Origin of the sequence: Thermoactinomyces sp. CICC 10523 (assembly GCF_016055105.1) — a bacterium.
In the GTDB taxonomy this organism is placed as follows: Bacteria; Bacillota; Bacilli; order Thermoactinomycetales; family Thermoactinomycetaceae; genus Thermoactinomyces_A; species Thermoactinomyces_A daqus.
The window spans coordinates 343,939-364,950 of sequence record NZ_JAECVX010000002.1; the positions used below are offsets into that span (position 1 = coordinate 343,939).

Annotated in this window: 18 protein-coding genes; 16 read left to right on the forward strand and 2 right to left on the reverse strand. The window is 50.3% G+C overall.

Annotated elements, in window-relative coordinates; all coding sequences use genetic code 11:
* The first annotated feature begins 7 nt into the window (after nucleotides 1–7).
* The 10 genes from I8U19_RS04645 to I8U19_RS04690 all read left to right on the forward strand — a co-directional run bounded on the left by I8U19_RS04645 (nucleotide 8) and on the right by I8U19_RS04690 (nucleotide 10,034).
* Entirely contained in the window at nucleotides 8–2,173 is a 2,166-nt protein-coding gene (locus tag I8U19_RS04645) for an HD family phosphohydrolase (RefSeq protein WP_198055307.1), read from the forward strand.
* A 2-nt stretch (nucleotides 2,174–2,175) separates the two neighbouring features.
* Nucleotides 2,176–2,640, forward strand: coding sequence for an rRNA maturation RNase YbeY (ybeY, locus tag I8U19_RS04650; RefSeq protein ID WP_370589761.1), 465 nt, complete (start codon nucleotides 2,176–2,178; stop codon nucleotides 2,638–2,640).
* A 16-nt stretch (nucleotides 2,641–2,656) separates the two neighbouring features.
* Nucleotides 2,657–3,346: a diacylglycerol kinase family protein gene (locus I8U19_RS04655; RefSeq protein WP_198055309.1), complete on the forward strand. Its 690-nt coding sequence runs from the start codon at nucleotides 2,657–2,659 to the stop codon at nucleotides 3,344–3,346.
* A 22-nt stretch (nucleotides 3,347–3,368) separates the two neighbouring features.
* Nucleotides 3,369–3,803 (forward strand): cytidine deaminase, encoded by a 435-nt coding sequence (locus I8U19_RS04660; protein WP_268745629.1) that lies wholly within the window; start codon nucleotides 3,369–3,371, stop codon nucleotides 3,801–3,803.
* Nucleotides 3,790–4,695, forward strand: coding sequence for a GTPase Era (era, locus tag I8U19_RS04665; protein ID WP_033101727.1), 906 nt, complete (start codon nucleotides 3,790–3,792; stop codon nucleotides 4,693–4,695). The genes I8U19_RS04660 and era overlap by 14 nt, the downstream gene beginning before the upstream one ends.
* Before the next feature lie 219 nt (nucleotides 4,696–4,914).
* A complete protein-coding gene (locus I8U19_RS04670) occupies nucleotides 4,915–5,052 on the forward strand; it encodes a YqzL family protein (RefSeq protein WP_081943948.1) in 138 nt (45 codons plus the stop codon).
* Between the two features lie 18 nt (nucleotides 5,053–5,070).
* Nucleotides 5,071–5,823 carry a DNA repair protein RecO gene (gene recO / locus I8U19_RS04675; RefSeq protein WP_198055310.1) on the forward strand — a complete coding sequence of 251 codons (753 nt, stop codon included), beginning with the start codon at nucleotides 5,071–5,073 and terminating at the stop codon, nucleotides 5,821–5,823.
* 322 nt (nucleotides 5,824–6,145) lie between these two features.
* On the forward strand, nucleotides 6,146–7,036 hold the full coding sequence (gene glyQ / locus I8U19_RS04680; RefSeq protein WP_033101725.1) for a glycine--tRNA ligase subunit alpha: 891 nt from the start codon (nucleotides 6,146–6,148) through the stop codon (nucleotides 7,034–7,036).
* The gene (gene glyS, locus I8U19_RS04685; RefSeq protein WP_198055311.1) at nucleotides 7,029–9,110 is read left to right on the forward strand and encodes a glycine--tRNA ligase subunit beta; all 2,082 of its coding nucleotides are present in this window, start codon (nucleotides 7,029–7,031) and stop codon (nucleotides 9,108–9,110) included. Before glyQ ends, glyS begins: the two co-directional genes overlap by 8 nt.
* 192 nt (nucleotides 9,111–9,302) lie before the next feature.
* Nucleotides 9,303–10,034, forward strand: a complete 732-nt coding sequence (locus I8U19_RS04690; RefSeq protein WP_198055312.1) for an Imm26 family immunity protein — start codon at nucleotides 9,303–9,305, stop codon at nucleotides 10,032–10,034.
* 75 nt (nucleotides 10,035–10,109) lie between these two features.
* Here I8U19_RS04690 and I8U19_RS04695 read toward each other — a convergent pair whose 3' ends face one another.
* Together I8U19_RS04695 and I8U19_RS04700 are read right to left on the reverse strand one after the other, a co-directional pair.
* Nucleotides 10,110–11,543, reverse strand: a complete 1,434-nt coding sequence (locus I8U19_RS04695; protein WP_198055313.1) for an FMN-binding glutamate synthase family protein — start codon at nucleotides 11,541–11,543, stop codon at nucleotides 10,110–10,112.
* Nucleotides 11,527–11,823 carry a hypothetical protein gene (locus I8U19_RS04700; RefSeq protein WP_033101722.1) on the reverse strand — a complete coding sequence of 99 codons (297 nt, stop codon included), beginning with the start codon at nucleotides 11,821–11,823 and terminating at the stop codon, nucleotides 11,527–11,529. The genes I8U19_RS04695 and I8U19_RS04700 overlap by 17 nt, the downstream gene beginning before the upstream one ends.
* Before the next feature lie 305 nt (nucleotides 11,824–12,128).
* Between I8U19_RS04700 and ccpN the strand changes: the two genes are divergently transcribed.
* From ccpN to I8U19_RS04730, 6 genes are all read left to right on the forward strand, one after another.
* Nucleotides 12,129–12,764: a transcriptional regulator CcpN gene (ccpN, locus tag I8U19_RS04705; RefSeq protein WP_033101721.1), complete on the forward strand. Its 636-nt coding sequence runs from the start codon at nucleotides 12,129–12,131 to the stop codon at nucleotides 12,762–12,764.
* A 32-nt stretch (nucleotides 12,765–12,796) separates the two neighbouring features.
* The gene (locus I8U19_RS04710; RefSeq protein WP_033101720.1) at nucleotides 12,797–13,618 is read left to right on the forward strand and encodes a pyruvate, water dikinase regulatory protein; all 822 of its coding nucleotides are present in this window, start codon (nucleotides 12,797–12,799) and stop codon (nucleotides 13,616–13,618) included.
* Entirely contained in the window at nucleotides 13,611–16,274 is a 2,664-nt protein-coding gene (gene ppdK / locus I8U19_RS04715) for a pyruvate, phosphate dikinase (protein ID WP_198055314.1), read from the forward strand. The genes I8U19_RS04710 and ppdK overlap by 8 nt, the downstream gene beginning before the upstream one ends.
* 345 nt (nucleotides 16,275–16,619) lie before the next feature.
* A complete protein-coding gene (dnaG, locus tag I8U19_RS04720) occupies nucleotides 16,620–18,458 on the forward strand; it encodes a DNA primase (protein ID WP_198055315.1) in 1,839 nt (612 codons plus the stop codon).
* Between the two features lie 30 nt (nucleotides 18,459–18,488).
* Complete coding sequence (rpoD, locus tag I8U19_RS04725) at nucleotides 18,489–19,610, forward strand: RNA polymerase sigma factor RpoD (protein WP_033101718.1); 1,122 nt, start codon at nucleotides 18,489–18,491, stop codon at nucleotides 19,608–19,610.
* 222 nt (nucleotides 19,611–19,832) lie between these two features.
* Nucleotides 19,833–20,972 carry an acyl-CoA dehydrogenase gene (locus tag I8U19_RS04730; RefSeq protein WP_033101717.1) on the forward strand — a complete coding sequence of 380 codons (1,140 nt, stop codon included), beginning with the start codon at nucleotides 19,833–19,835 and terminating at the stop codon, nucleotides 20,970–20,972.
* Nucleotides 20,973–21,012 lie beyond the last annotated feature (40 nt).

The following is a 21,012-nucleotide window of genomic DNA, read 5'->3' on the forward strand; positions in this document are numbered from 1 at the left end:
TTCAAAGATGAAGGAGAAAAAGGAACCGTCATCCCAGCGGGAGAAAAAAGGGAAAAAGGTTGAGACCTGGAAAACGAGTTTTCGCATACACTTGCTCTTATACGCGATCATAGGGATCGCGTTCTATTTATTACTCTTAAAACATGTATTGCCCGAACAATACGTCATACGCGTGGGACAAGTCAGCCCGGCCACGATCGTTTCCCCCGTCACGAAGATCGATGAATATGCGACCGAAATGGCAAAAGAGCAGGCGGCGGAAAAGGTGGAACGCGTTTACACCAAGGATGACCGGGTTACCAATCAGCAGATTGACAAAATCGACCGCTTTTTCGCCGAAGTCAGAAAGGTGCTGACTGATCACACTTTGTCCGATGATGAAAAAAAGCAGAAAGTGAAACTGATTTTGGAAGAAACATTTTCCGATGCATTTTCCGATACCTTTTATGCGAACTTGCTGAAAATCTCTCCCGACGATCTGACGGCGATCCGGCTGAAGACGAGGGACATCGTGTTTGATATCCTGAACAAGGGAGTTCGCCAGGAGGAGCTGGAGAACAAAAGGGATTCGGTGGACCGCGTCCTGGTTACTACTTTGCTGGATCAGGACTCGTTGGACAATCGTTCCCGTTCGATTGTGCGCGAATTGGCCAAAAAGAGCATTGTTCCCAATGATTTTTTTGATCGGGAACGAACCACGGCTTTGCGTGAGGCAGCGAAAGATGCCGTGCAGCCCATTCCGATTCGAAAAGGGCAAATTATCATCGCTCTGGGTGAGGTCGTCACTCCGGATCAGTACAATAAACTGCAGGAACTGGGTCTTTTGCGCAAAGAGACTAATTTTTGGCCGCATTTAGGCTTGCTGCTCTTTATTTTCGTGGTGTTGGCTGCCATCTTTACCTATATTCGCAATTATAAGCCTCGGCTTTATAAAAATAATATGAATCTGCTTCTCCTGTTTTCAATTTTGCTGTTGACGGTGCTCGGGATGAAGATGGTGGCCATTGGGCAGAATTTGGAATGGAGTATGATCGGTTTTCTCGCGCCGGTCGGCTTCGGGGCGATGCTGATCACGCTGCTCCTCGATCTTCAGGTGGCCATGGTGTGCAACGTATTGCTCGCTGTTTTTGCCAGCATCTTTTTTAACGGGGATAATCATATTTTGTTTGATTTTCGCTTTGGTTTTACCGCGCTGGTCAGCGGTGCAGCCAGTGCCTTCGCTCTGACCGATGTCCGCAGGCGGAGCGGGATTTTACGGGCGGGACTGGTCGCCGCACTTTCCGTCAGTTTGGCCATCCTGGCCCTTTATATGATGTATCCTACGGAAGGAACGATGAACGAACTGTTTTTATCCATCGGGTTCGGCATGTTGGGCGGAATCTTTTCGGCCGTGCTGACGATCGGTTTTTTGCCGTTTTTTGAGACGGCTTTTGGCATCCTGTCACCCATGCGTTTGGTGGAACTGGGGAATCCCAACCAACCTCTGCTGAGGCAGCTGCTGATCAAATCCCCGGGTACATACCACCATTCCATCATTGTCGGAAATTTGTCGGAAGCAGCCGCGGAAGCGATCGGGGCAGACGGATTGCTGGCCCGGGTGGGGGCTTATTATCACGATATCGGCAAGACGAAACGGCCGCAGTTTTTTGTCGAGAACCAGCTGAACCGCTCCAATCCGCATGATAAAATTTCGCCGAATTTAAGCAAAACGATCATCATTTCCCACGCGCGGGACGGAGTGGAATTGTTAAAACAATACCGCATTCCGAAACCGATTCAGGATATTGCCGCCCAACACCACGGAACCACCTTGCTCAAATATTTTTATTATAAAGCGTTGAAACAAAATAGCGGGACCCAGGTGTTGGAGGAGGATTACCGTTATCCGGGACCCAAAGCTCAATTCAAGGAAGCGGCGATCGTGGGTATTTGCGATTGTGTGGAAGCAGCAGTTCGCTCCCTCGCCCGGCCCACCCCGTCCCGGATTGAAAACATGGTCAAGAAAATTGTGCAGGATCGCCTAGAGGACGGGCAATTTGATGAGTGTGATCTTACGTTCAAAGAGCTGGACATGATCACAAAGTCGATCTGTGAAACGTTGCAGGGCATTTTTCACTCCAGGATCGAATATCCGGAAGAACCTGTTAAAGTAAAAGGAGTAAAGCAAGGATGAATTTGCGTTTGGAACTGGGTATAGAATTAGAGGTGACGGAAGAGGAGAGAGAAGCGATCTCCTCGCTGGAAAAAGCGTTGCAGGCTGCCGCGGATTTTGAAGAGCTGCCGCCGGTTGAAGTGGCCGTAACCATTGTTGACAATGAAAAAATTCACCAGCTGAACCGGGAATACCGCGGGATCGATCGCCCGACCGATGTTTTGTCATTTCCGCTGTGGGAACCCGATGAAGAGTGGGTAATCGATGAAGAAGAAGAGGAAGTCATGCTGGGAGATATCGTGATTTCCCTGCCGAAGGCAAAAGAGCAGGCTGCGGAATACGGCCATACGCTTGCCCGTGAACTCGGTTTTTTGGCTGTGCACGGTTTTTTGCATCTCCTTGGCTATGATCATGAGACCGAGCAAGAAGAAAAAGAAATGTTTTCAAGACAGGAGGAGATTTTAAGCCGGATCGGTCTTCAGCGATAGAAGGGGGCTTCTTCTCATGTGGGTGACCAAATTGCTGCGCAGCTTTGTTTACGCTCTGGAAGGGCTAAAGTATACGGTCATTACGCAACGGAACATGCGCATCCATTTTCTCATTGCCCTCGCTGTCCTTTTTTTCGCCTTGTACCTCCCGATCAGCAAGTTGGAGGTACTTGTCGTGTTTATCACGATTATTCTGGTTTTATTTGCGGAGTTGATCAATACCGCTGTTGAAGCGGTGGTGGACATGGTGACGGAGGAATACCATCCGCTGGCCAAAATCGCGAAAGATGTGGCTGCGGGAGCGGTGCTGTTGACCGCCGGGCTTGCGGTGATTGTCGGAATCAGTGTCTTTTATCCGTATCTCGATAAACTGTTTACCCGCCTGACCGCGGGTACTTCTTATCCTGCCAACATCGGGCTGGCCGTGATCATCGTGTTCGACTTTTTCCTCACTCTGCTTTTAAAGGGTTGGTGCCACCGTGTCGAAAAGCATACATGGGAGCCGAGCATGACCTCTTCGATTTCACTCTGCATCTCAACTCTGCTGATTCTGGTAACGGGCAACCTGCATATTACGTTTTTGGTTCTGCTCCTGCTCATGATGCTGGTGGGCATGCGCCTTCGTTACCAGCCTCGGCGACTGTCCGTGGTGATCGGAGGTATTCTCGGCATTTTTGTGGCGACGATCGGTCTGCAGTTATTGTAAATGATTCCATCCTTTCTCTATAATAGAGGCACCCAGCCAAAAGAAGGAGCATGGAAAGATGAAAGAGTTGATTGAAGCAGCGAAACAAGCAAGGGAAATGGCTTATGTTCCCTATTCAAAATTTCGGGTGGGAGCGGCTGTATTGACCAAAGACGGAGAGATTATCCGGGGATGCAATGTGGAAAATGCTTCTTACGGATTGACGAACTGTGCTGAACGCACGGCCCTGTTTAAAGCGATTTCCGAAGGTTATCGCGAGTTTGCGGGGATTGCGGTCATCGCCGATACCGAGGGACCGGTTTCACCGTGCGGAGCATGCCGTCAGGTCATGGTTGAGTTATGCCCTCCCGATATGAAAGTATTTTTGTCCAACTTGAAAGGGGCGATTCAGGAAACGACGGTGGCCGATTTGCTGCCAGGAGCGTTTCAGAAAGGGGATTTAGATGCACAAGGATGATTTTCGTTCCGGATTTGTGGCGCTGATCGGGCGTCCAAACGTCGGAAAATCGACATTGATGAATCATTTAATCGGACAAAAAATCGCGATTATGTCAGATAAACCGCAAACGACGCGCAACAAGATCCATGGAGTTCTGACCAGAGAAGAAGGGCAGATTGTCTTTCTGGATACTCCGGGCATCCACAAACCCCGCTCCAAGCTGGGCGAATTCCTGGTACAAACAGCCCGGAATGCGTTGGATGAAGTCGATTTGATCCTGTTTCTGATCGATGCGGCAGAAGGAGAGGGGCCGGGCGACCGCTTTATCATGGAGAATTTGCAGGGAGTCGAAACGCCGGTCTTTCTGGTGGTCAACAAAATTGACCAGGTTCATCCGGATGATTTGCTGCCGCTCATCGACCGGTACCGCAACCAATTTTCGTTTGCCGAAGTGATTCCCATTTCCGCCCTCCAGGGCAATAATACATCGACACTGGTCGAGCAGATCTTTCGCTACTTGCCGGAGGGGCCGCAATATTACCCGGCTGACCAGATCACTGACCATCCCGAACGCTTCATCGTAGGCGAGTTGATTCGCGAGAAAGTGTTGGAACTGACCCGGGAGGAAGTGCCCCATTCGGTGGCGGTTGTGGTGGAAGAGATGAGCAAACGAGAGGAGAAAGACCTCATCGATGTGCGGGCCACCATCTACACGGAACGTCCGTCGCAAAAGGGAATCTTGATCGGCAAAAAAGGAGCACTGCTTAAAGAAGTGGGGAAACGGGCCCGGCTGGAGATTGAGCATTTGCTCGGAACCCGGATTTTTCTCGATTTGTGGGTCAAGGTAAAAAAAGACTGGCGCAATGAAGTGTTGATGCTGCGGCAGTTTGGTTATACGGAAGACGAGTGAACCGTACGGGAAATGATCATGACTTTTTCGATCCCGGAGGAATTCCCTGCGTGCCGAGTGTTGGACGCACACCGCCACCCGGCCCGTGAGAGCACGCAGGAACAACATCATGAGTGAAAGTCAATAACAGGGAGAATGCCAATTTTTCCATCTAATACTCCCCGCTGCTCTAGGTCATCCTAATGGTTGTAATGAGGCATAGAGAAAGGATGATGCTAGTTGCGAAATTTTGTCTGGAATTGTTTCCAAGTGACTGGCAGTATCGACGCTTACCTCTTGTTCAAGGAACTCCAAACACTGGAGGATGTTGCGGAAAGGGCGGAACAAGAGGAAGAAGGGGAGGAAAACTGCTGCTGAGAGGAAAGGGCGAATCTCATGTTGGTGAAAGTGGAAGGGATTGTCCTCAAAGCGAAAGATTACGGCGAAAGCCACCAAATTTTGACGCTGTTTACGAAAGAGCAGGGAAAACTGGCGGCGATGGCCCGCGGTTCCAAAAAAACAAAGAGTCGTTTCAGTGCAGTGACGGAGCCGTTTACAGAGGCGCAATTTGTCCTGTTTACGGGAGGGAGCGGGGTTGCCACCTTGTCGCAGGCCGATTCGCTCGATTCCCATCACCCGATTCGCTCCGATTTGCTGCTCACAGCCTATGGCGCCTATTGGCTTGATCTTTTGGATAAATGCACGGAAGAGAGAGAACCCCTGCCGCCGCTTCACCGATTGCTCAGCGCCCTGCTCAAACGTTTGGAAAAAGGAACCAATCCGGAGATTTTGACGCGGATTTTTGAACTCCGCATCTTGAAATTGGCCGGATATACGCCGGTATTGAATCATTGTGTCATCTGCCGCCGGGAACGCAGCCCTGTTCGCTTCAGTGTCCGTCAGGGCGGTTTTTTGTGTGAAGAATGCCAGGAACGCGATCCGGAGGCGATTCCGGTTTCAGCGGCAACGGGCAAAATTCTGCCGGTTTTGGAGCGCATCCCGGTGGAACGGTTGGGGGAAGTAAAGGTAAGACCGGAAACGGAAGCGCAATTGCAACAGATTGTCCGTTCCTTTATGCAGGAATATTTGCCGTTTCAGTCCAAATCCCTCAACTTGTTGGAACAGATTCGCGCAACTTGGATAAAATAAGCCAAACGATGGTTGACAAAGTCTGATTGATTTGCTATATCTGTAATTAACATTTTTTCAATATACAGCGCAATGAGAGAAAAGGAGTAACCAAAAGAGCCATGCATAGCGAGTCGGGGAGGGTGCAAGCCCGATCTTGGTGTTTGGTGAATGGCAGTTCTTGAGCGCGGATGAAGGTTTGAAGAAAAAGCGGGTCAGCACGCTGCATGTTGACCAAATAGGGTGGAACCGCGGGAGAACAACCTCTCGTCCCTATGGCATCGAATCGTGTCATAAGGGCGGGAGGTTTATTTAATTTGGGGAATTAATGGAGGTGGCTGCGATGAATATGCAAGAAATGATCAAGCGATTGCAAGATTTCTGGTCGGAACAGGGATGCATCCTCTGCCAGCCGTATGATGTGGAAAAAGGGGCAGGGACGTTAAACCCGATGACGTTTTTGCGCTCACTCGGCCCTGAACCGTGGAAAGCGGCCTATGTGGAGCCTTCGCGTCGCCCTGCTGACGGGCGTTACGGCGAGAATCCCAACCGCTTGTATCAGCACCATCAGTTCCAGGTGATTTTGAAACCGGCACCGGCCGACATTCAGGAAATTTATCTGAACAGTTTGCGCGCCCTGGGTGTGGACCCGTTGCAACATGACATCCGCTTCGTGGAAGACAACTGGGAAAACCCCACGTTTGGCGCAGCAGGCCTCGGTTGGGAAGTTTGGCTCGACGGGATGGAAGTGACGCAATTCACCTATTTCCAGCAAGTAGGGAGCCTGGATGTCGATCCTGTTTCGGTTGAATTGACATACGGGCTGGAGCGGTTGGCTTCCTATATCCAGGACAAAGAAAATGTGTTTGAATTGGAATGGGTTCCCGGAGTGCTGTACGGCGATGTATTCGGCCAGCCGGAATATGAGCATTCCAAATATACATTTGAAATTTCCGATCCGGATTGGCTGTTCCGGCAATTCGATGATTTTGAGCGGGAAGCCAAACGGGCATTGAGCGAAAACTTGGTATTTCCGGCTTATGATTTCGCTTTGAAATGTTCCCACACTTTTAACCTGCTGGATGCGCGCGGAGCGATCAGTGTGACGGAACGAACGGGCTACATCGGCCGCGTCCGCAATCTGGCACGCAAAATTGCCCGGGCGTACATCGAAGAGAGAGAAAAACTGGGCTTCCCATTGATGAACCGAAAGGGAGGGGAAGAGAATGAATAAGCGAGACCTGCTGGTGGAGATTGGTTGTGAGGAAATTCCCGCCCGCTTTGTCGGCGATGCAGTCAGGCAACTTGGCCAAAAGCTGGCCGATTGGCTCAATGAACAGAGGATCTCATATGAGACGTACCATACCTATGCCACACCGCGCCGCTTGGCTGTGCACGTTCACGGAGTGGCCGAACGGCAAGCAGATCTCTATGAAGAAGTAAAAGGGCCCGCCGAGCGGATTGCCAAAACCCCGGATGGAAGCTGGAGCAAAGCAGCGGAGGGGTTTGCGCGCAAACAGGGAGTGGCGGTCGACGACCTCGTGTTTAAAGAGATCAAGGGAGAAAATTATGTATTTGCCAAAGTGCACCATGAAGGGGCAGACACCGTACGCCAATTGCAGGAAGGGTTGCCGGAGGTGCTTCAAGCGTTGCATTTCCCCAAAACGATGCGCTGGCAGGGGCGTACCCGGTTTATCCGCCCGGTTCGCTGGTTGGTTTGCCTCTTCGATGACGCGGTTGTACCGGTTGAGTGGGCAGGGTTGACAGCCGGACGCAAGACGCGTGGACACCGCTTTTTGGGGCATGAGATTGAGATCACCCATGCGGCGGAATACGTGAATGCGTTGAAACAGCAATATGTGTTGGTTGACGCGACCGAACGGCGCGAGCTCATTTTGCAGCAACTGCGCCAATTGCAGGAACAACGGGGTTGGGTTATTCCGGTTGACCCCGGTCTGCTCGAGGAAGTCACTTATCTGGTGGAATACCCGACAGCGCTGTATGGAACGTTTAACGAAGAATTTTTGACGCTTCCCAAGGAAGTGCTGATCACCACCATGCGGGAACACCAGCGCTATTTTCCCGTCGAAGATGCGGACGGGCATTTGCTCCCTTATTTTGTGACGGTGCGCAACGGCGATGACCGTTATCTGCAAACAGTGGTCAAAGGGAACGAGAAGGTGCTCCGCGCCCGCTTGGCCGATGCGCGTTTCTTCTATGAAGAAGACTTGAAACAGCCGATCGGGCAAGCGGTTGCCAAACTGGAACAGATCGTTTACCAAGAGAATTTGGGCAGTGTCGGAGACCGGATTCGGCGGATGGCAAATCTTGCATCGGCCATCGGTGAGCGCTTGAACCTTGAGCAGAAAGAGTTGCAGCAATTAAGCCGTGCGGCCCAAATCGCCAAATTTGACCTGGCCACGCAAATGGTTGGAGAATTCCCCGAATTGGAAGGTTTCATGGGAAGAACGTATGCGCGGAAAGCAGGGGAAGAGGAGGCGGTTGCCGAAGCGATCTTTGAACATCACTTGCCCCGATTCGCCGGCGATAAACTGCCGCAAACAAAAATCGGAGGGATCCTGGCCCTTGCCGATAAACTGGATGCGATTTGTTCAAGCTTTGGCATCGGCATTCAGCCGACCGGTTCGCAGGATCCATACGGATTGCGGCGCAAAGCGGCAGGAATTGTGCAAATTTTGCTGTCTCCGGCATACCGTTCGTTGTCGTTGGATGAACTGTTGGAGCTTTCTCTGGAACAATTGGAGCAAGCAGGCCTGCTAAAACAGGATAGGGCTGGTGTGAAAAAGGATCTGACGGAGTTCTTTTCCCTGCGCATCAAAACGGTGCTTCAGGAAGAGGGAATCCGCTATGATGTCATCGATGCCGTCATTGCTTCCGGCATTTCCCATCCGGCAGAAGTGCTGGAAAAAGCCGGAGTGCTGATGGATCAGCTTTCGCGCGAATCGTTCAAACAGGAAGTTGAAGGGTTTACGCGCGTTGCCAATCTCGCAGCCAAAGCAGATGGCGCAGAATTGAACAAAGAGGCGCTCACGGAACCGGCAGAACAGGCTTTACTTCGGGCGTTTGAAGAAGCGGAAGCACTATGGGAGCGTGCGGCCGAGCAAAAGGATCCGGCGGCTCTCTACAGTGCGCTTGCCCATATGGTTCCGGAAATTCATCGCTTTTTTGATGAGATCATGGTAATGGTCGATGATCCGGCAGTCCGCTTTAACCGGTTGGCCCTGCTTGCCGGGATTATGCGGTTGACCAGGAGATTCGCTTCCTTTGAATATCTGGTATTTGCTTAAAACGATCAGCGCATGTCGTCCACGGGGATGATATGCGCTTTTCTTTTCAGAGGCCCGTCTGGACTATTTCCAGGGAAATCGTTATTCACAAAAACCGCTTGCAGTCAGTCGGGATTCATGTCATGGTAAAATTATCCCCTTCCTCTGCGTAGGGGCTTTTTTACGATCTAGTCAGGAAAGCGAGGCACCATGATGGGAGAGAAAAAGAAAAGCAAAAGCGAACTACATTTAAACAGTGCAGTTGAGGGAGAATTGCGCACATTTCTGCAAAAGTCTTTTCTGGAAGCAGCAAAGCTGTACCAAAGCCTGACCGGGAGGATTCCCTCTCTGGAAGAGTGGGAGCGCATGATTGCCCTGGGTTTCCAAGGGATGGAAGAAAAAGTGATCGCTGATTTGACCGGGTATCAGATCACGGAAGGAAAATTGAAGAAGAAAAAGCTGACGAAGCAGGCTGAATGGAGACCGGGCGATGTGGTGGCCATTCCACTGCTCGGGAAAAAAGTTTATGGTTATGGCATGATCGTTCGGGGCGGGAAACAGGATGAGGATTTATATTTGGAATATTACTCGTTATTCAGCAAAAAGAAATGGACGCTTACCGAGTTCAAAAACAAAGAGAAAACGATATTATGGACTCTTTGCACAGACCGGGCGCCTTTAGCCACACGAGAATGGAAAAGGGTCGGCCATGTTGCTTTTGATGAAAAAAGCTATCAGCTGCCTGATTTTTTTGGCTTTGATGAAACCTTTTTCGGAAACAGCAAGCTTTATTACATAAGCAAAGGGATAGCCAACAATCGCGAGGCCAGAGTTTACGGTGTGACCAGGGAAGAAGCGGAAGCTGTGAAAAACCCCGATGGCACACAGAGTGCAGAACAAATTGAAGAGTGGCTGTATGAAGCTTTTTTGGGGATGCAGCAGTGAATCCCGAATAACAGGAACCAATTTTATGATTGATTGATCCGTTGCAGGAATATCCCTGCAACGGATCAATGACGTTTAGTGTGGGGGAATAACAGGTTGCTCCTTTTCCGGCTGAGGGAAATCGCGGAAATGATGAAACGCCGGTTCCGTCTCCGCAAAGAAACGGGATTGATCTTCGGGAGAGACATAGCCTAACTGGATTCCCGTAGCTTTGGCGATAAAAGGATCAATCGTGCATAAATCCGATTTGGACAAGTCGGCGACAGCCGTTTTGCCCAACGATAGGATGACCAATTCCATTTCCCGGACCACGGCGTTCAGATACCGTACCAAGTTTCGTGTCGCCTGCTCGACATCCAGTTGATCCGTCTTTTTGCCTGTGTAAACGAGCAGGCTGGTTGGCGGTTCAAAGGGAAGTGCTTTTACCATTTGCTCGCTCGCCAGTGCCATTAAAGCAGCCGTTCCGATATAAACGCTGTCTGCGCCCAGGGCGAGTGCCTTCAACATTTGACCCGGAGTGACCAACCCTCCGGTGGCAATCAGGCTGATCTTGCGTGTGGCTCCTTTTCGCGCCAGGAAATCCGAAGCTCTGGTGATGGCGAAGAGAGTGGGCAAACCGACATCATCCTGCAACGTGGGAACTCCCCCATGCGTTCCCCCCTCCGCACCATCGATCGTGATAAAGTCGACTCCTGCCTCGACAGCAATCTGCAATTCTTTTTCCAAGTGATGCGTAGCGGCGATTTTCAAACCGACAGGTACACCGGTCTCCTCGCGCAACCTTCTCACCAGCCGGATGAAGTCTTCTTTGGAATTGACACCGGGTAGCCGTGAGTGGATTCGTGCATCTTCCCCCGGTCGCAAACCAAACACTTCCCTGTAATCTTCCCCGATATTATGCGCGGCGGTACGTTGCGGGGCCGAACCCTGAGCCCCCTGCCCCAACTGGATCTCCACCGCATCCAAAAGCTTGTATTTTTCGGGCTGGTTCATCCAACCGCCCCGATTGTACTGACCGATAAACAAATTGGCCGCTTCCCGTTCTTCTTTCATGAGTCCCGCTTCCCCTGAGTTGGTCGCTGTCCCGACCATAGTGGCTGCTTTGGCGAGCGCGATTTTGGCCGGTTTGCTCAGTGCTCCTCCAAACGACATGGCGGCGATCATGATTGGAATGGAGATAGTCATCGGTTTTTTGGCGCGGGGGCCGATGGTCACCGAAGTGTTGATTCCGACATTTTCAGGGGTGGGGAAGCGGAAGAGATGGACGGGATTAAACAGGATTTTCTCCCACGGGGACAAGTGTATCGGGCTGCCCAACGGACGGGAAACCGGAGTGCCCTGATTTGCCCTCATGGCGATTTCCATCAGATTGGTGACCCCCACTTTTGTCGTGGCGGGAACCATTTCAAACAGGTTTTCGATGTACTGATCCCGAATGGTCCGGAGAATCGCCTGATCGATTGTTTCGTTGATCGTGGCCCGAATCCATCGTTCAATGAATTTCAGCATGATCCGTATGCTCCTTGGGTCCCACGCGGTCGATCCCGTTTTTGAGGCTTTCCACCTTTTGTGCCATCGCCAGGCACATTTGCCTGATGGTCCCCAGCTGACGGGCCGCATGTTGCTCTTCCACGGCAATGTCGACCAACTCACGATGATCATAGTTGGTGAGTTTGCCGTAGTGTTCTTGTTCAATCGTGGCCAATGTTCCCGCCATCGTTTCAATGCGGTTCAGTTCAGAGTGTAGATAGGAAAGAGTGTGTTTTAAGTCTTGATTGCTTTTCATCATGTGTTTTACACCTGCCTGTATGATTGTAGGTTATTAGAGGGTGTGGGTTGATCGGGAATGATTTGTTTTGATAGCTTCCCTTGCGATCGGGATAAAATATCGCCGAGGCAGAATAAGAGCTGCGAACTTCTTTTGTTAGGATGATCGCAAAACAAAAATTCCATTCAAAGCAGGATGTGAAACGGGCTCTTTCTCCCGAAGAAAATTTACGGTGGTAATTCGCTCGTCGATTAGTATATACTATATGTGGATATCAAAATAAAAGTATGTCACAATTAACTACATCCCCGTGATCTGGAGGTGCGATTGAAATCGAACTTTCGAAACGTCAGGAAAAAATCCTTGAAATCGTAAAAGCGGAGGGGCCCATCACTGGTGAATCGATTGCTGAAAAGCTGAATCTGACCCGTGCAACCCTGCGACCGGATCTGGCGATCCTGACGATGGCCGGCTTATTGGAGGCGCGTCCGCGCGTTGGCTATTTTTATTCGGGAAAAACAGCAAATCAGTTGATGGGTGAACATGTTCGCAATCTCTACGTCAGAGATTACAAATCGATGCCGGTTGTTGTGCAGGAGGATACTTCTGTTTACGACGCGATTTGCAGCATGTTCTTGGAAGATGTGGGTTCCCTTTACGTAATCAAAAAAGAAGGGCAGCTGGCGGGGGTCATTTCCAGAAAGGATTTGTTGCAGGCGGCCATGGGAAAACAGGATCTGCACACAATGCCGGTGGGGGTGGTCATGACCCGGATGCCCAACATCATCACCTGCCAGCCGGATGACACCCTGTTTGAAGCTGCACTGTCCATGATGCGGCACGAGGTGGATTCGCTGCCCGTGGTCAGACCCTTCGCCGACAGGCCCGGTGAATGGGAAGTAATCGGGCGCATCAGCAAAACAACACTGGTCAAAGTTTTTGTGGAACTCGGACAACCATAGAAACAAACCTGAAGGAGGGGAAACCCATTTTCATGAACAATCAACCCATTGTTTACGTCATCTCCGATTCGGTCGGGGAGACGGCTGAACTTGTTGTAAAAGCTGCTTCCAGCCAGTTTAGTTGCGGTGACATTGAAATTCGCCGTGTTCCCTATGCCACTGATCGCGAAACGATTATCGAGACAGTACAGGCAGCAAAAGAAGAACATGCGATGATCGCCTTTACCTTGGTTATTCATGAGCTGCGTCAGCTGCTGATTGAAGAGGCGGAGCGCAAGCAGGTGATCTATGTCGATATTATGGGCCCGATGCTGGAGGGAATGTCCCGTTTGTACCAGCTTACCCCGAAAATGGAACCGGGCTTGATTCATAAATTGGACGAAGAGTATTTCCGCAAGGTTGAAGCGATTGAGTTTGCCGTGAAATATGATGACGGAAAAGACCCGAGGGGACTTTTAAGTGCCGATGTTGTGCTGGTGGGGGTATCACGTACATCAAAGACGCCGCTGTCGATGTATTTGGCGCATAAACGATACAAAGTAGCCAATGTGCCCTTGGTTCCCGAGGTTGAACCGCCGGAGGAGTTGTATCGTGTGCCTGTTCACCGCCTGATCGGGTTAACGATCGATCCGAACCAGCTCAATAATATTCGCCGCGAACGGCTGAAAGCGCTCGGGCTCGCCTCCGGCGCCAATTATGCCAGCATGGAGCGGATTTTGTATGAACTGGAGTATTCCGAAAAGGTGATCCGCCGTCTGGGTTGCCCGATGATCGATGTTTCCAATAAAGCGGTTGAGGAAACGGCGAATATCATCCTGGATATCTTAAAAAGAGGAGGAAACAGGCATGCGTGAGAAATGGGTGGTTCATTTTCATGAAGGAAATGCGGGCATGAAGGATTTACTGGGAGGAAAAGGGGCCAATCTGGCGGAGATGACCCGGGCCGGCCTCCCGGTTCCTCCCGGGTTTACCATTACAACAGACGCCTGTCGCTTCTATATGAACAACGGGGGAATGTTGCCGGACGGTTTGTGGGAGCAAGTGAAGGAAGCCTTGCAACACCTGGAGAGGGAGAGCGGAAAAAGATTTGGGGATCCTGATTCACCGTTGCTCGTTTCCGTTCGCTCGGGGGCAAAATTCTCCATGCCCGGGATGATGGATACGATTTTAAACCTGGGGCTGAACGACCGTACCGTCGAAGGGCTGTCGAGTGCCACCGGTAATCCCCGCTTCGCTTACGATTGTTACCGCCGCTTTATTCAGATGTTTGGAGATGTCGTGCTGGAGATTCCCCATTATCTGTTTGAAAAGATCATCAATGAGCGGAAAGAGAAAGCCAAAGTTCAATATGATACGGAATTGGAGGCGGCCGACTGGAAAGAAGTGACGTCTCGATTTAAACAGCTGATTTTACGGCAAACGGGAAAGCGCTTTCCGGAAGATCCGATGGAGCAGTTGCATCAGGCTGCCGAGGCCGTATTTAAATCATGGAATAATGCCCGGGCAAAGGTTTATCGCAAAATGAACAAGATTCCGGATACGCTGGGAACCGCCGTCAACGTTCAGATGATGGTGTTCGGCAATATGGGAGAGGATTCGGGAACTGGTGTGGCCTTTACACGAAATCCTTCTTCCGGGGACAAGGAGCTTTACGGCGAGTTTTTGCTTAACGCCCAGGGAGAAGATGTCGTGGCGGGAATTCGCACACCCCAGCCCATCCGCGTTTTGCAGGAGAAAATGCCGGAGATTGATCAAGAACTGAAGAGGATCTGCCAGGAACTGGAGCGATATTATCAGGACATGCAGGACATCGAATTTACCATTGAGCGGGGAAAACTGTATATTCTGCAAACCAGGGCCGGAAAGCGCACAGCGCAGGCTGCGGTGAAAATCGCCGTCGATCTGGCGTATGAGGGGATTATCGACCGGGATGAAGCGCTTCTCCGCATCGCACCGGAACAACTGGATCAAATGTTGCACCGCCGGATTGATCCCAATGCGCCCAAGGAGGTGCTGGCGAAGGGGCTTCCCGCTTCCCCCGGTGCGGCTTCCGGAAAAATCGTATTTGACGCGGATCAGGCAGAGCAGTTGGCAGGTAAAGGGGAAAAGGTGATCCTGGTTCGTCCGGAAACGACGCCGGAAGATATTCACGGGATTTTGGCGGCTCAGGGAATTCTGACGACACGGGGTGGAATGACCAGCCATGCTGCCGTGGTTGCCCGTGGCATGGGGAAAGCCTGTGTTTGCGGATTGGAACAATTAAAAATCGACCTGCGCCTGAAGGAAGCAGTGCTCGGGGAAATTCGGCTCAAGGAAGGTGATTTCATTTCCATCGATGGAAGCACGGGACAGGTGATTCGGGGAGAAGTTCCGCTGATCGATCCGGAGTTGTCCGCCGAATTCCGGGAGTTGTTAAATTGGGCTGATGAGCGGCGCGTTCTGGGCGTGAGAGCCAATGCGGACAATCCTGTCGACGCAGGGAAAGCGCGGCAGCTGGGTGCGGAAGGAATCGGTTTGTGCCGGACGGAGCACATGTTCATGGAGGCGGAACGGGTTCCGATCGTCCAGGAAATGATTTTGGCGGAGACGTTTGCCGAAAGGGAGCGGGCACTTGCCAAACTGCTTCCCATGCAGAAAGAAGATTTTAAAGGAATCTTTCGCGAAATGGACGGTTTGCCGGTAACAATCCGGTTGCTTGATCCCCCGTTGCATGAATTTTTGCCGAACAGTGAGGAATTGATCGTTGAACTGACCAAAATGCAAATGCAAGGCAGAGACAAGGAAGAAGAATACCTTGAAAAGGAAAAATTGCTGAAAAAAGTTCGGGCGCTCAGCGAATTTAATCCGATGCTCGGTCACCGCGGATGCCGTTTGGGGCTCACTCATCCGGAAATCTACGAAATGCAGGTAAAGGCAATATTCCTTGCCGCCGACGAATGTCGGAGGGAAGGAATTAACGTGATGCCGGAAATCATGATTCCGCTCGTCGGGCATGTGAACGAATTAAAACGGATGCGGGAGCTGGTCGAACGCGTGGCGGCGGAAACGGTAAAAGAGGGAGAAGCGATTTCCTATTCCGTCGGGACGATGATCGAAGTGCCGCGTGCTGCGCTGACAGCGGATGAGATCGCAACGGAAGCCGATTTCTTCTCGTTCGGCACCAACGATCTGACCCAGACGACATTTGGCTTCAGCCGTGATGATGCGGAAGGGAAATTTTTGCACGGGTATGTGGAAAATAAAATTCTGGCGGATAATCCTTTTGTCACGCTGGATCGGAAAGGCGTCGGCCAGTTGGTCCGCCTGGGTGTGGAAAAAGGGCGTTCGGTCAAACCGGAATTGAAAGTCGGCATTTGCGGGGAACACGGCGGGGAGAAAAACTCCATTCAATTTTGCCATGAAGCCGGCCTTCAGTATGTGAGCTGTTCGCCGTTCCGGGTGCCGCTCGCGCGGTTGGCAGCAGCACAAGCGGCAATATCCGTTAAAAAGGAACAAAAACAAAAAAATTGACAGAGATTCCCTTAAAATGCCCAGCCAGATCCTGGGCATTTTTTATTGAAATAATTCTTTGATCGAAGTAAGATAAATTGTTAAGAAAACATACTGGGCAGGCTCGACATTTTTTTCGTTTTCTTCTATTGTAAAAAAAGGTTAACAGAAGGAGAAGCTATTTTTTTGTAGAATAGGAGGATAAGGAAATGAACGAACTTTAATATCTATATATTACCAGTGGCGGGAGCGAAAAAATCGGAAGGACTTTGCCGAATGGTGGCGAATGATAACATTCGTTCCGCGTTTCTGGAAGAGTTTGATCAGGAGTCATACCATGGTCTGGGGTAGAAAGCAGTGGTTTTTATGGGAGGAAGAATCCCTGACGAATTGATTGACCAAGTGAGGCAGCATTTTGATATTGTCGATCTCGTCCAACAATATGTTCAGCTCAAAAAAAGCGGAAGAAATTATTTTGGATTATGTCCGTTTCATTCCGAAAAATCCCCTTCCTTTTCAGTTTCGCCGGACAAGCAGATTTTTTATTGTTTTGGCTGTGGAGCGGGCGGGGATTGCATAAAATTTATTATGGAGATTGAACAGCTCACATTTGCCGAAGCGATCAGGCATTTGGCAGATCAAGCCGGCATTCACATACCGGATACGGACGCCGATCCTGGTGATCCGGAAGAGGATGAACGCCAGCAGATGCGCAAAGCCTTGGACTTGGCAGCGAAGCTTTATCATCACATCTTGGTGGCAACCGAGTATGGAAAAGCAGCAAGACAATATTTGCGCCGGCGAAATGTCTCTCCGGAAGCAATTGCCGAGTTTCAGCTCGGGTATGCACCTCCTTCTTATCAATTTCTTCTTCCATTTCTTAAAAAAAGAGGGTTTCATGAAGAACTGCTCGAAAAAGCAGGGTTAATCACCTCACGGGACAAAGGATCGAAGAAAAGGTATTTTGATCTCTTCCGTGACCGGATCATGTTTCCCATCCACGATTCGCAGGGAAAAGTGATCGCGTTTGGCGGTCGCCTGCTTGGTGATGGACGTCCAAAATACTTAAACAGTCCGGAGTCACCGTTATTTCATAAAAGGAATCATTTATTTAATCTTCATCGTTCACGTTCTCACATGAGAAAAGAAGCGTCTGTCCTTTTGTTTGAAGGGTATATGGATGTCATTACTGCTTGGCAGGCGGGGATTTGCAACACCGTAGCCACCCTGGGGACATCATTGACCGATGCCCATGCGCGCTTGATCAAGCGAAACACCGATACGGTTTATATCTGCTATGACGCGGACAACGCGGGACAGAATGCCGCGGTACGCGGTCTTGATGTGCTGAAAGGGAGTGAAGTGACCGTCAAGGTGGCGCAGATGCCTGTCGGACTTGATCCCGATGATTACATCAGGCAATTTGGGGGTACAGCCTTTAAAGAGGAAATCTTGGCTGCCTCGTTGTCATTAACTGCGTTTAAACTGGAAAGTCTAAAGAAAAATTATGATCTTAAGGACGAAGACCAGCGGATGAAGTATTTGGCTGAAGCTATTGATGCGATTGCCGAACTGCCGCTGGCCATCGAACAGGATCACTACCTGCGCCGTTTGTCCGAAGAGTTTCAGCTGTCGCTGGAGGCCCTGAAGGAAGAGAGAAGAAAGGCGCGAACGCGAAAAAAGAGAGAGGCCAGAAGGGATAAAGAGGGAACCAAGTGGAATAATGGGTATCGAGAGGTTAGCAAACATTTGCTCGGTAGTGGTGGTCCGGCATCGGTTGCCGAAAAATCCGAGATGTTTCTTATAGCCCATATGATCCGAAGCAAATCTGTTACCGAATGGGTGAAAAATCATTTGGGAGCAGACTTTTATAATGAAATTTACGCAGCGCTGGCTGCTTATCTATATGCTTATTATGACCAAGGAAATCCCGAAAACCCTGGCCGTTTTATAAGTTCTCTCGAGGATGAGAGCCTGTCTTCAAAAGCGAGCGAACTGGCTATGCTCGAGTTACCGGAGGAGATTGCGGAGGATGCGCTTCTGGATTATGTCCGGCATGTGAAAATGGCTCCTCTTCTTAAAGAGATCGAAGAAAAAGAGAAAATGGTTGAACAATTATCGCGTGCTGATGAACCCGTCAAAGCCGCCCAGTTGTCCTTGGAAATTTTGCAGCTCAGAAAGCAGTTGCAAATGCGGATGAAGTAAGCGAGTTCATCAGAAAGGAGGAAGACGAATTTGGCAAAGGAACAAAATGTGGATACCGAGTTGGAATTAACTCTGGACCAAGTGAAAGAGCAACTGGTCGAACTTGGGAAAAAACAAGGGGTTCTCACATATAAGCTGATTATGGAAAAAATGGCTCCATTTGAGCAGGATTCCCAGCATATCGATGAGTTTTTTGAACATCTGAGCGATCAGGGAATTGAAGTGATTAACGAGGACAACGACGATGAGTTTGAAGATGCGGATGATGTCGACGTAGAAGCCGAGGATTATCTGGAAGAGGATTTGACCCCTCCCCCGGGGGTTAAAATCAATGACCCCGTTCGGATGTACCTGAAAGAGATCGGCCGTGTTCCCCTGTTGACGGCGGAAGAAGAAGTGGAGTTGGCCAAACGGATCGAACAGGGGGATGAAGAAGCGAAGAGAAGGCTGGCTGAGGCAAACCTGCGCCTGGTTGTCAGCATCGCCAAACGCTATGTCGGGCGTGGCATGTTGTTCCTGGATTTGATTCAGGAGGGCAATATGGGTTTGATCAAAGCCGTTGAGAAGTTCGATTACCGCAAAGGATACAAATTCAGCACATACGCAACCTGGTGGATTCGCCAGGCGATCACCCGCGCCATTGCCGATCAGGCCAGGACGATTCGGATTCCCGTTCATATGGTGGAAACCATCAATAAATTGATACGTGTTTCCAGGCAGTTGCTTCAGGAGTTGGGACGAGAGCCGTCTCCCGAAGAAATTGCGGAAGAGATGGGGCTCAGCCCGGAAAAAGTGCGTGAGATCATGAAAATCGCCCAAGAGCCTGTTTCTCTGGAAACGCCGATCGGTGAAGAGGACGACTCTCACCTGGGGGATTTCATTCCGGATGACGATGCACAAGCTCCTGCGGATGCCGCAGCTTACGAACTGCTGAAAGAGCAGTTGAAAGAAGTGCTGGACACTCTCTCGGAACGGGAAGAAAACGTCTTGCGCCTGCGTTTCGGGCTGGATGACGGACGTACCCGGACTCTCGAAGAGGTAGGAAAAGTTTTTGGTGTTACACGGGAACGGATTCGCCAGATTGAAGCCAAGGCTTTACGGAAACTGCGCCACCCGAGTCGCAGCAAACGGCTTAAAGATTTCCTTGAATAACTCTTTCCCGCAAACTGGGCACCCACACGGATTGGGTGCTTTTTTGTTTTTTGTTGATTAAATTTTATCCCTTTTCAATCCCCAATGCAAATAAGTTTCGGACAATTTTTGTTGAATTTGGCAGGCATCCAACTGACTTTTAAAAATTCTTGAAGTAATAAAACAAGTCAACCTATAATGAAAATGAAAGCGCTGTCATACATCTGGGAGGAGTGGAGTGCTGTGAACTATGAACTGACGAGCGAACAAAAGATGATTCGCAACTTGATGCGTGATTTTGCCGAAGGAGAAGTTGCTCCCGGAGCGGATGAGCGGGATCGGACCAAGCGATTTCCAAAAGAGATATTCGAGAAAATGGGCGAATTGAAGCTGATGGGATTGCCCTTTCCGGAAGAATATGGCGGGGCCGGTGCGGATACGGTCAGCTTTGCGATTGCCGTGGAAGAACTGAGCCGGGTTTGCGCTTCGACTGGGATCACCTATTCCGCCCATATTTCTCTCGGTTGTGCCCCGCTCTACCTGTTTGGCACGGAGGAGCAGAAACAGAAATACCTGGTTCCGTTGTGTGAGGGGAAGACACTGGGGGCATTTGGTCTGACGGAGCCGAATGCCGGTTCGGATGCAGGCGGTACCAAAACACGTGCGGTGAAAGAAGGCAATGAATGGATTATTAACGGTTCCAAATGCTTTATCACCAATGCGAGTTACGCTGATTTCTTGGCCCTGACCGCAGTGACGGGAAACTCGCAAGGCAAAAGGGAAATCACTTCTTTTATCGTTTCAACGGACCAACCGGGATTCCGGGTGATTGATAATTATGAAAAATTAGGGCTTCACAGTTCCAATACCACGGAGCTGGTTCTGGAAAACGTACGGGTTCCCGATGAAAATCGCCTGGGCGAAATCGGCAGAGGGTTTAAACAGTTTTTGATCACGCTCGACGGAGGGCGAATCGGAATCGGGGCGATGGCTGTGGGAATCGCCCAGGGAGCCTATGAACTGGCTCTTCAATATGCCAAAGAACGGACTCAATTTGGCCAATCCATCTCCAAATTTCAGGCAGTTGCCCATAAATTGGCCGATATGCATATGAAAATCGAATTGGCGAGGACTTATGTGTATAAAGCCGCCTGGCTGAAGGATCAGGGGCGCAAATTTACCAAAGAAGCCTCGATGTGCAAACTGTTTGCTTCCGAGACGGCGATGTGGGTGACGACACAGGCGGTGCAGATTCTCGGCGGTTGGGGCTATATGCGCGATTATAAAGTGGAGCGCTTCTTCCGTGATGCCAAATTGACGGAAATCGGGGAAGGGACATCGGAGATACAGCGCAACATCATCGCGCGGGAGATCGGCTGTTAACAGGGAATAGCAAAAAATTTTCACAGAAAAAAGGGGGCGG

Excerpts from the sequence above, each read along its gene's own strand:
- I8U19_RS04645 (WP_198055307.1), top strand. The coding sequence starts at position 8 with ATGAAGGAGAAAAAGGAACCGTCATCCCAGCGGGAGAAAAAAGGGAAA.
- I8U19_RS04655 (WP_198055309.1), top strand. The coding sequence starts at position 2,657 with ATGTGGGTGACCAAATTGCTGCGCAGCTTTGTTTACGCTCTGGAAGGG.
- era (WP_033101727.1), top strand. The coding sequence starts at position 3,790 with ATGCACAAGGATGATTTTCGTTCCGGATTTGTGGCGCTGATCGGGCGT.
- recO (WP_198055310.1), top strand. The coding sequence starts at position 5,071 with ATGTTGGTGAAAGTGGAAGGGATTGTCCTCAAAGCGAAAGATTACGGC.
- glyQ (WP_033101725.1), top strand. The coding sequence starts at position 6,146 with ATGAATATGCAAGAAATGATCAAGCGATTGCAAGATTTCTGGTCGGAA.
- glyS (WP_198055311.1), top strand. The coding sequence starts at position 7,029 with ATGAATAAGCGAGACCTGCTGGTGGAGATTGGTTGTGAGGAAATTCCC.
- I8U19_RS04690 (WP_198055312.1), top strand. The coding sequence starts at position 9,303 with ATGGGAGAGAAAAAGAAAAGCAAAAGCGAACTACATTTAAACAGTGCA.
- I8U19_RS04695 (WP_198055313.1), bottom strand. The coding sequence starts at position 11,543 with ATGCTGAAATTCATTGAACGATGGATTCGGGCCACGATCAACGAAACA.
- I8U19_RS04700 (WP_033101722.1), bottom strand. The coding sequence starts at position 11,823 with ATGATGAAAAGCAATCAAGACTTAAAACACACTCTTTCCTATCTACAC.
- I8U19_RS04710 (WP_033101720.1), top strand. The coding sequence starts at position 12,797 with ATGAACAATCAACCCATTGTTTACGTCATCTCCGATTCGGTCGGGGAG.
- ppdK (WP_198055314.1), top strand. The coding sequence starts at position 13,611 with ATGCGTGAGAAATGGGTGGTTCATTTTCATGAAGGAAATGCGGGCATG.
- dnaG (WP_198055315.1), top strand. The coding sequence starts at position 16,620 with ATGGGAGGAAGAATCCCTGACGAATTGATTGACCAAGTGAGGCAGCAT.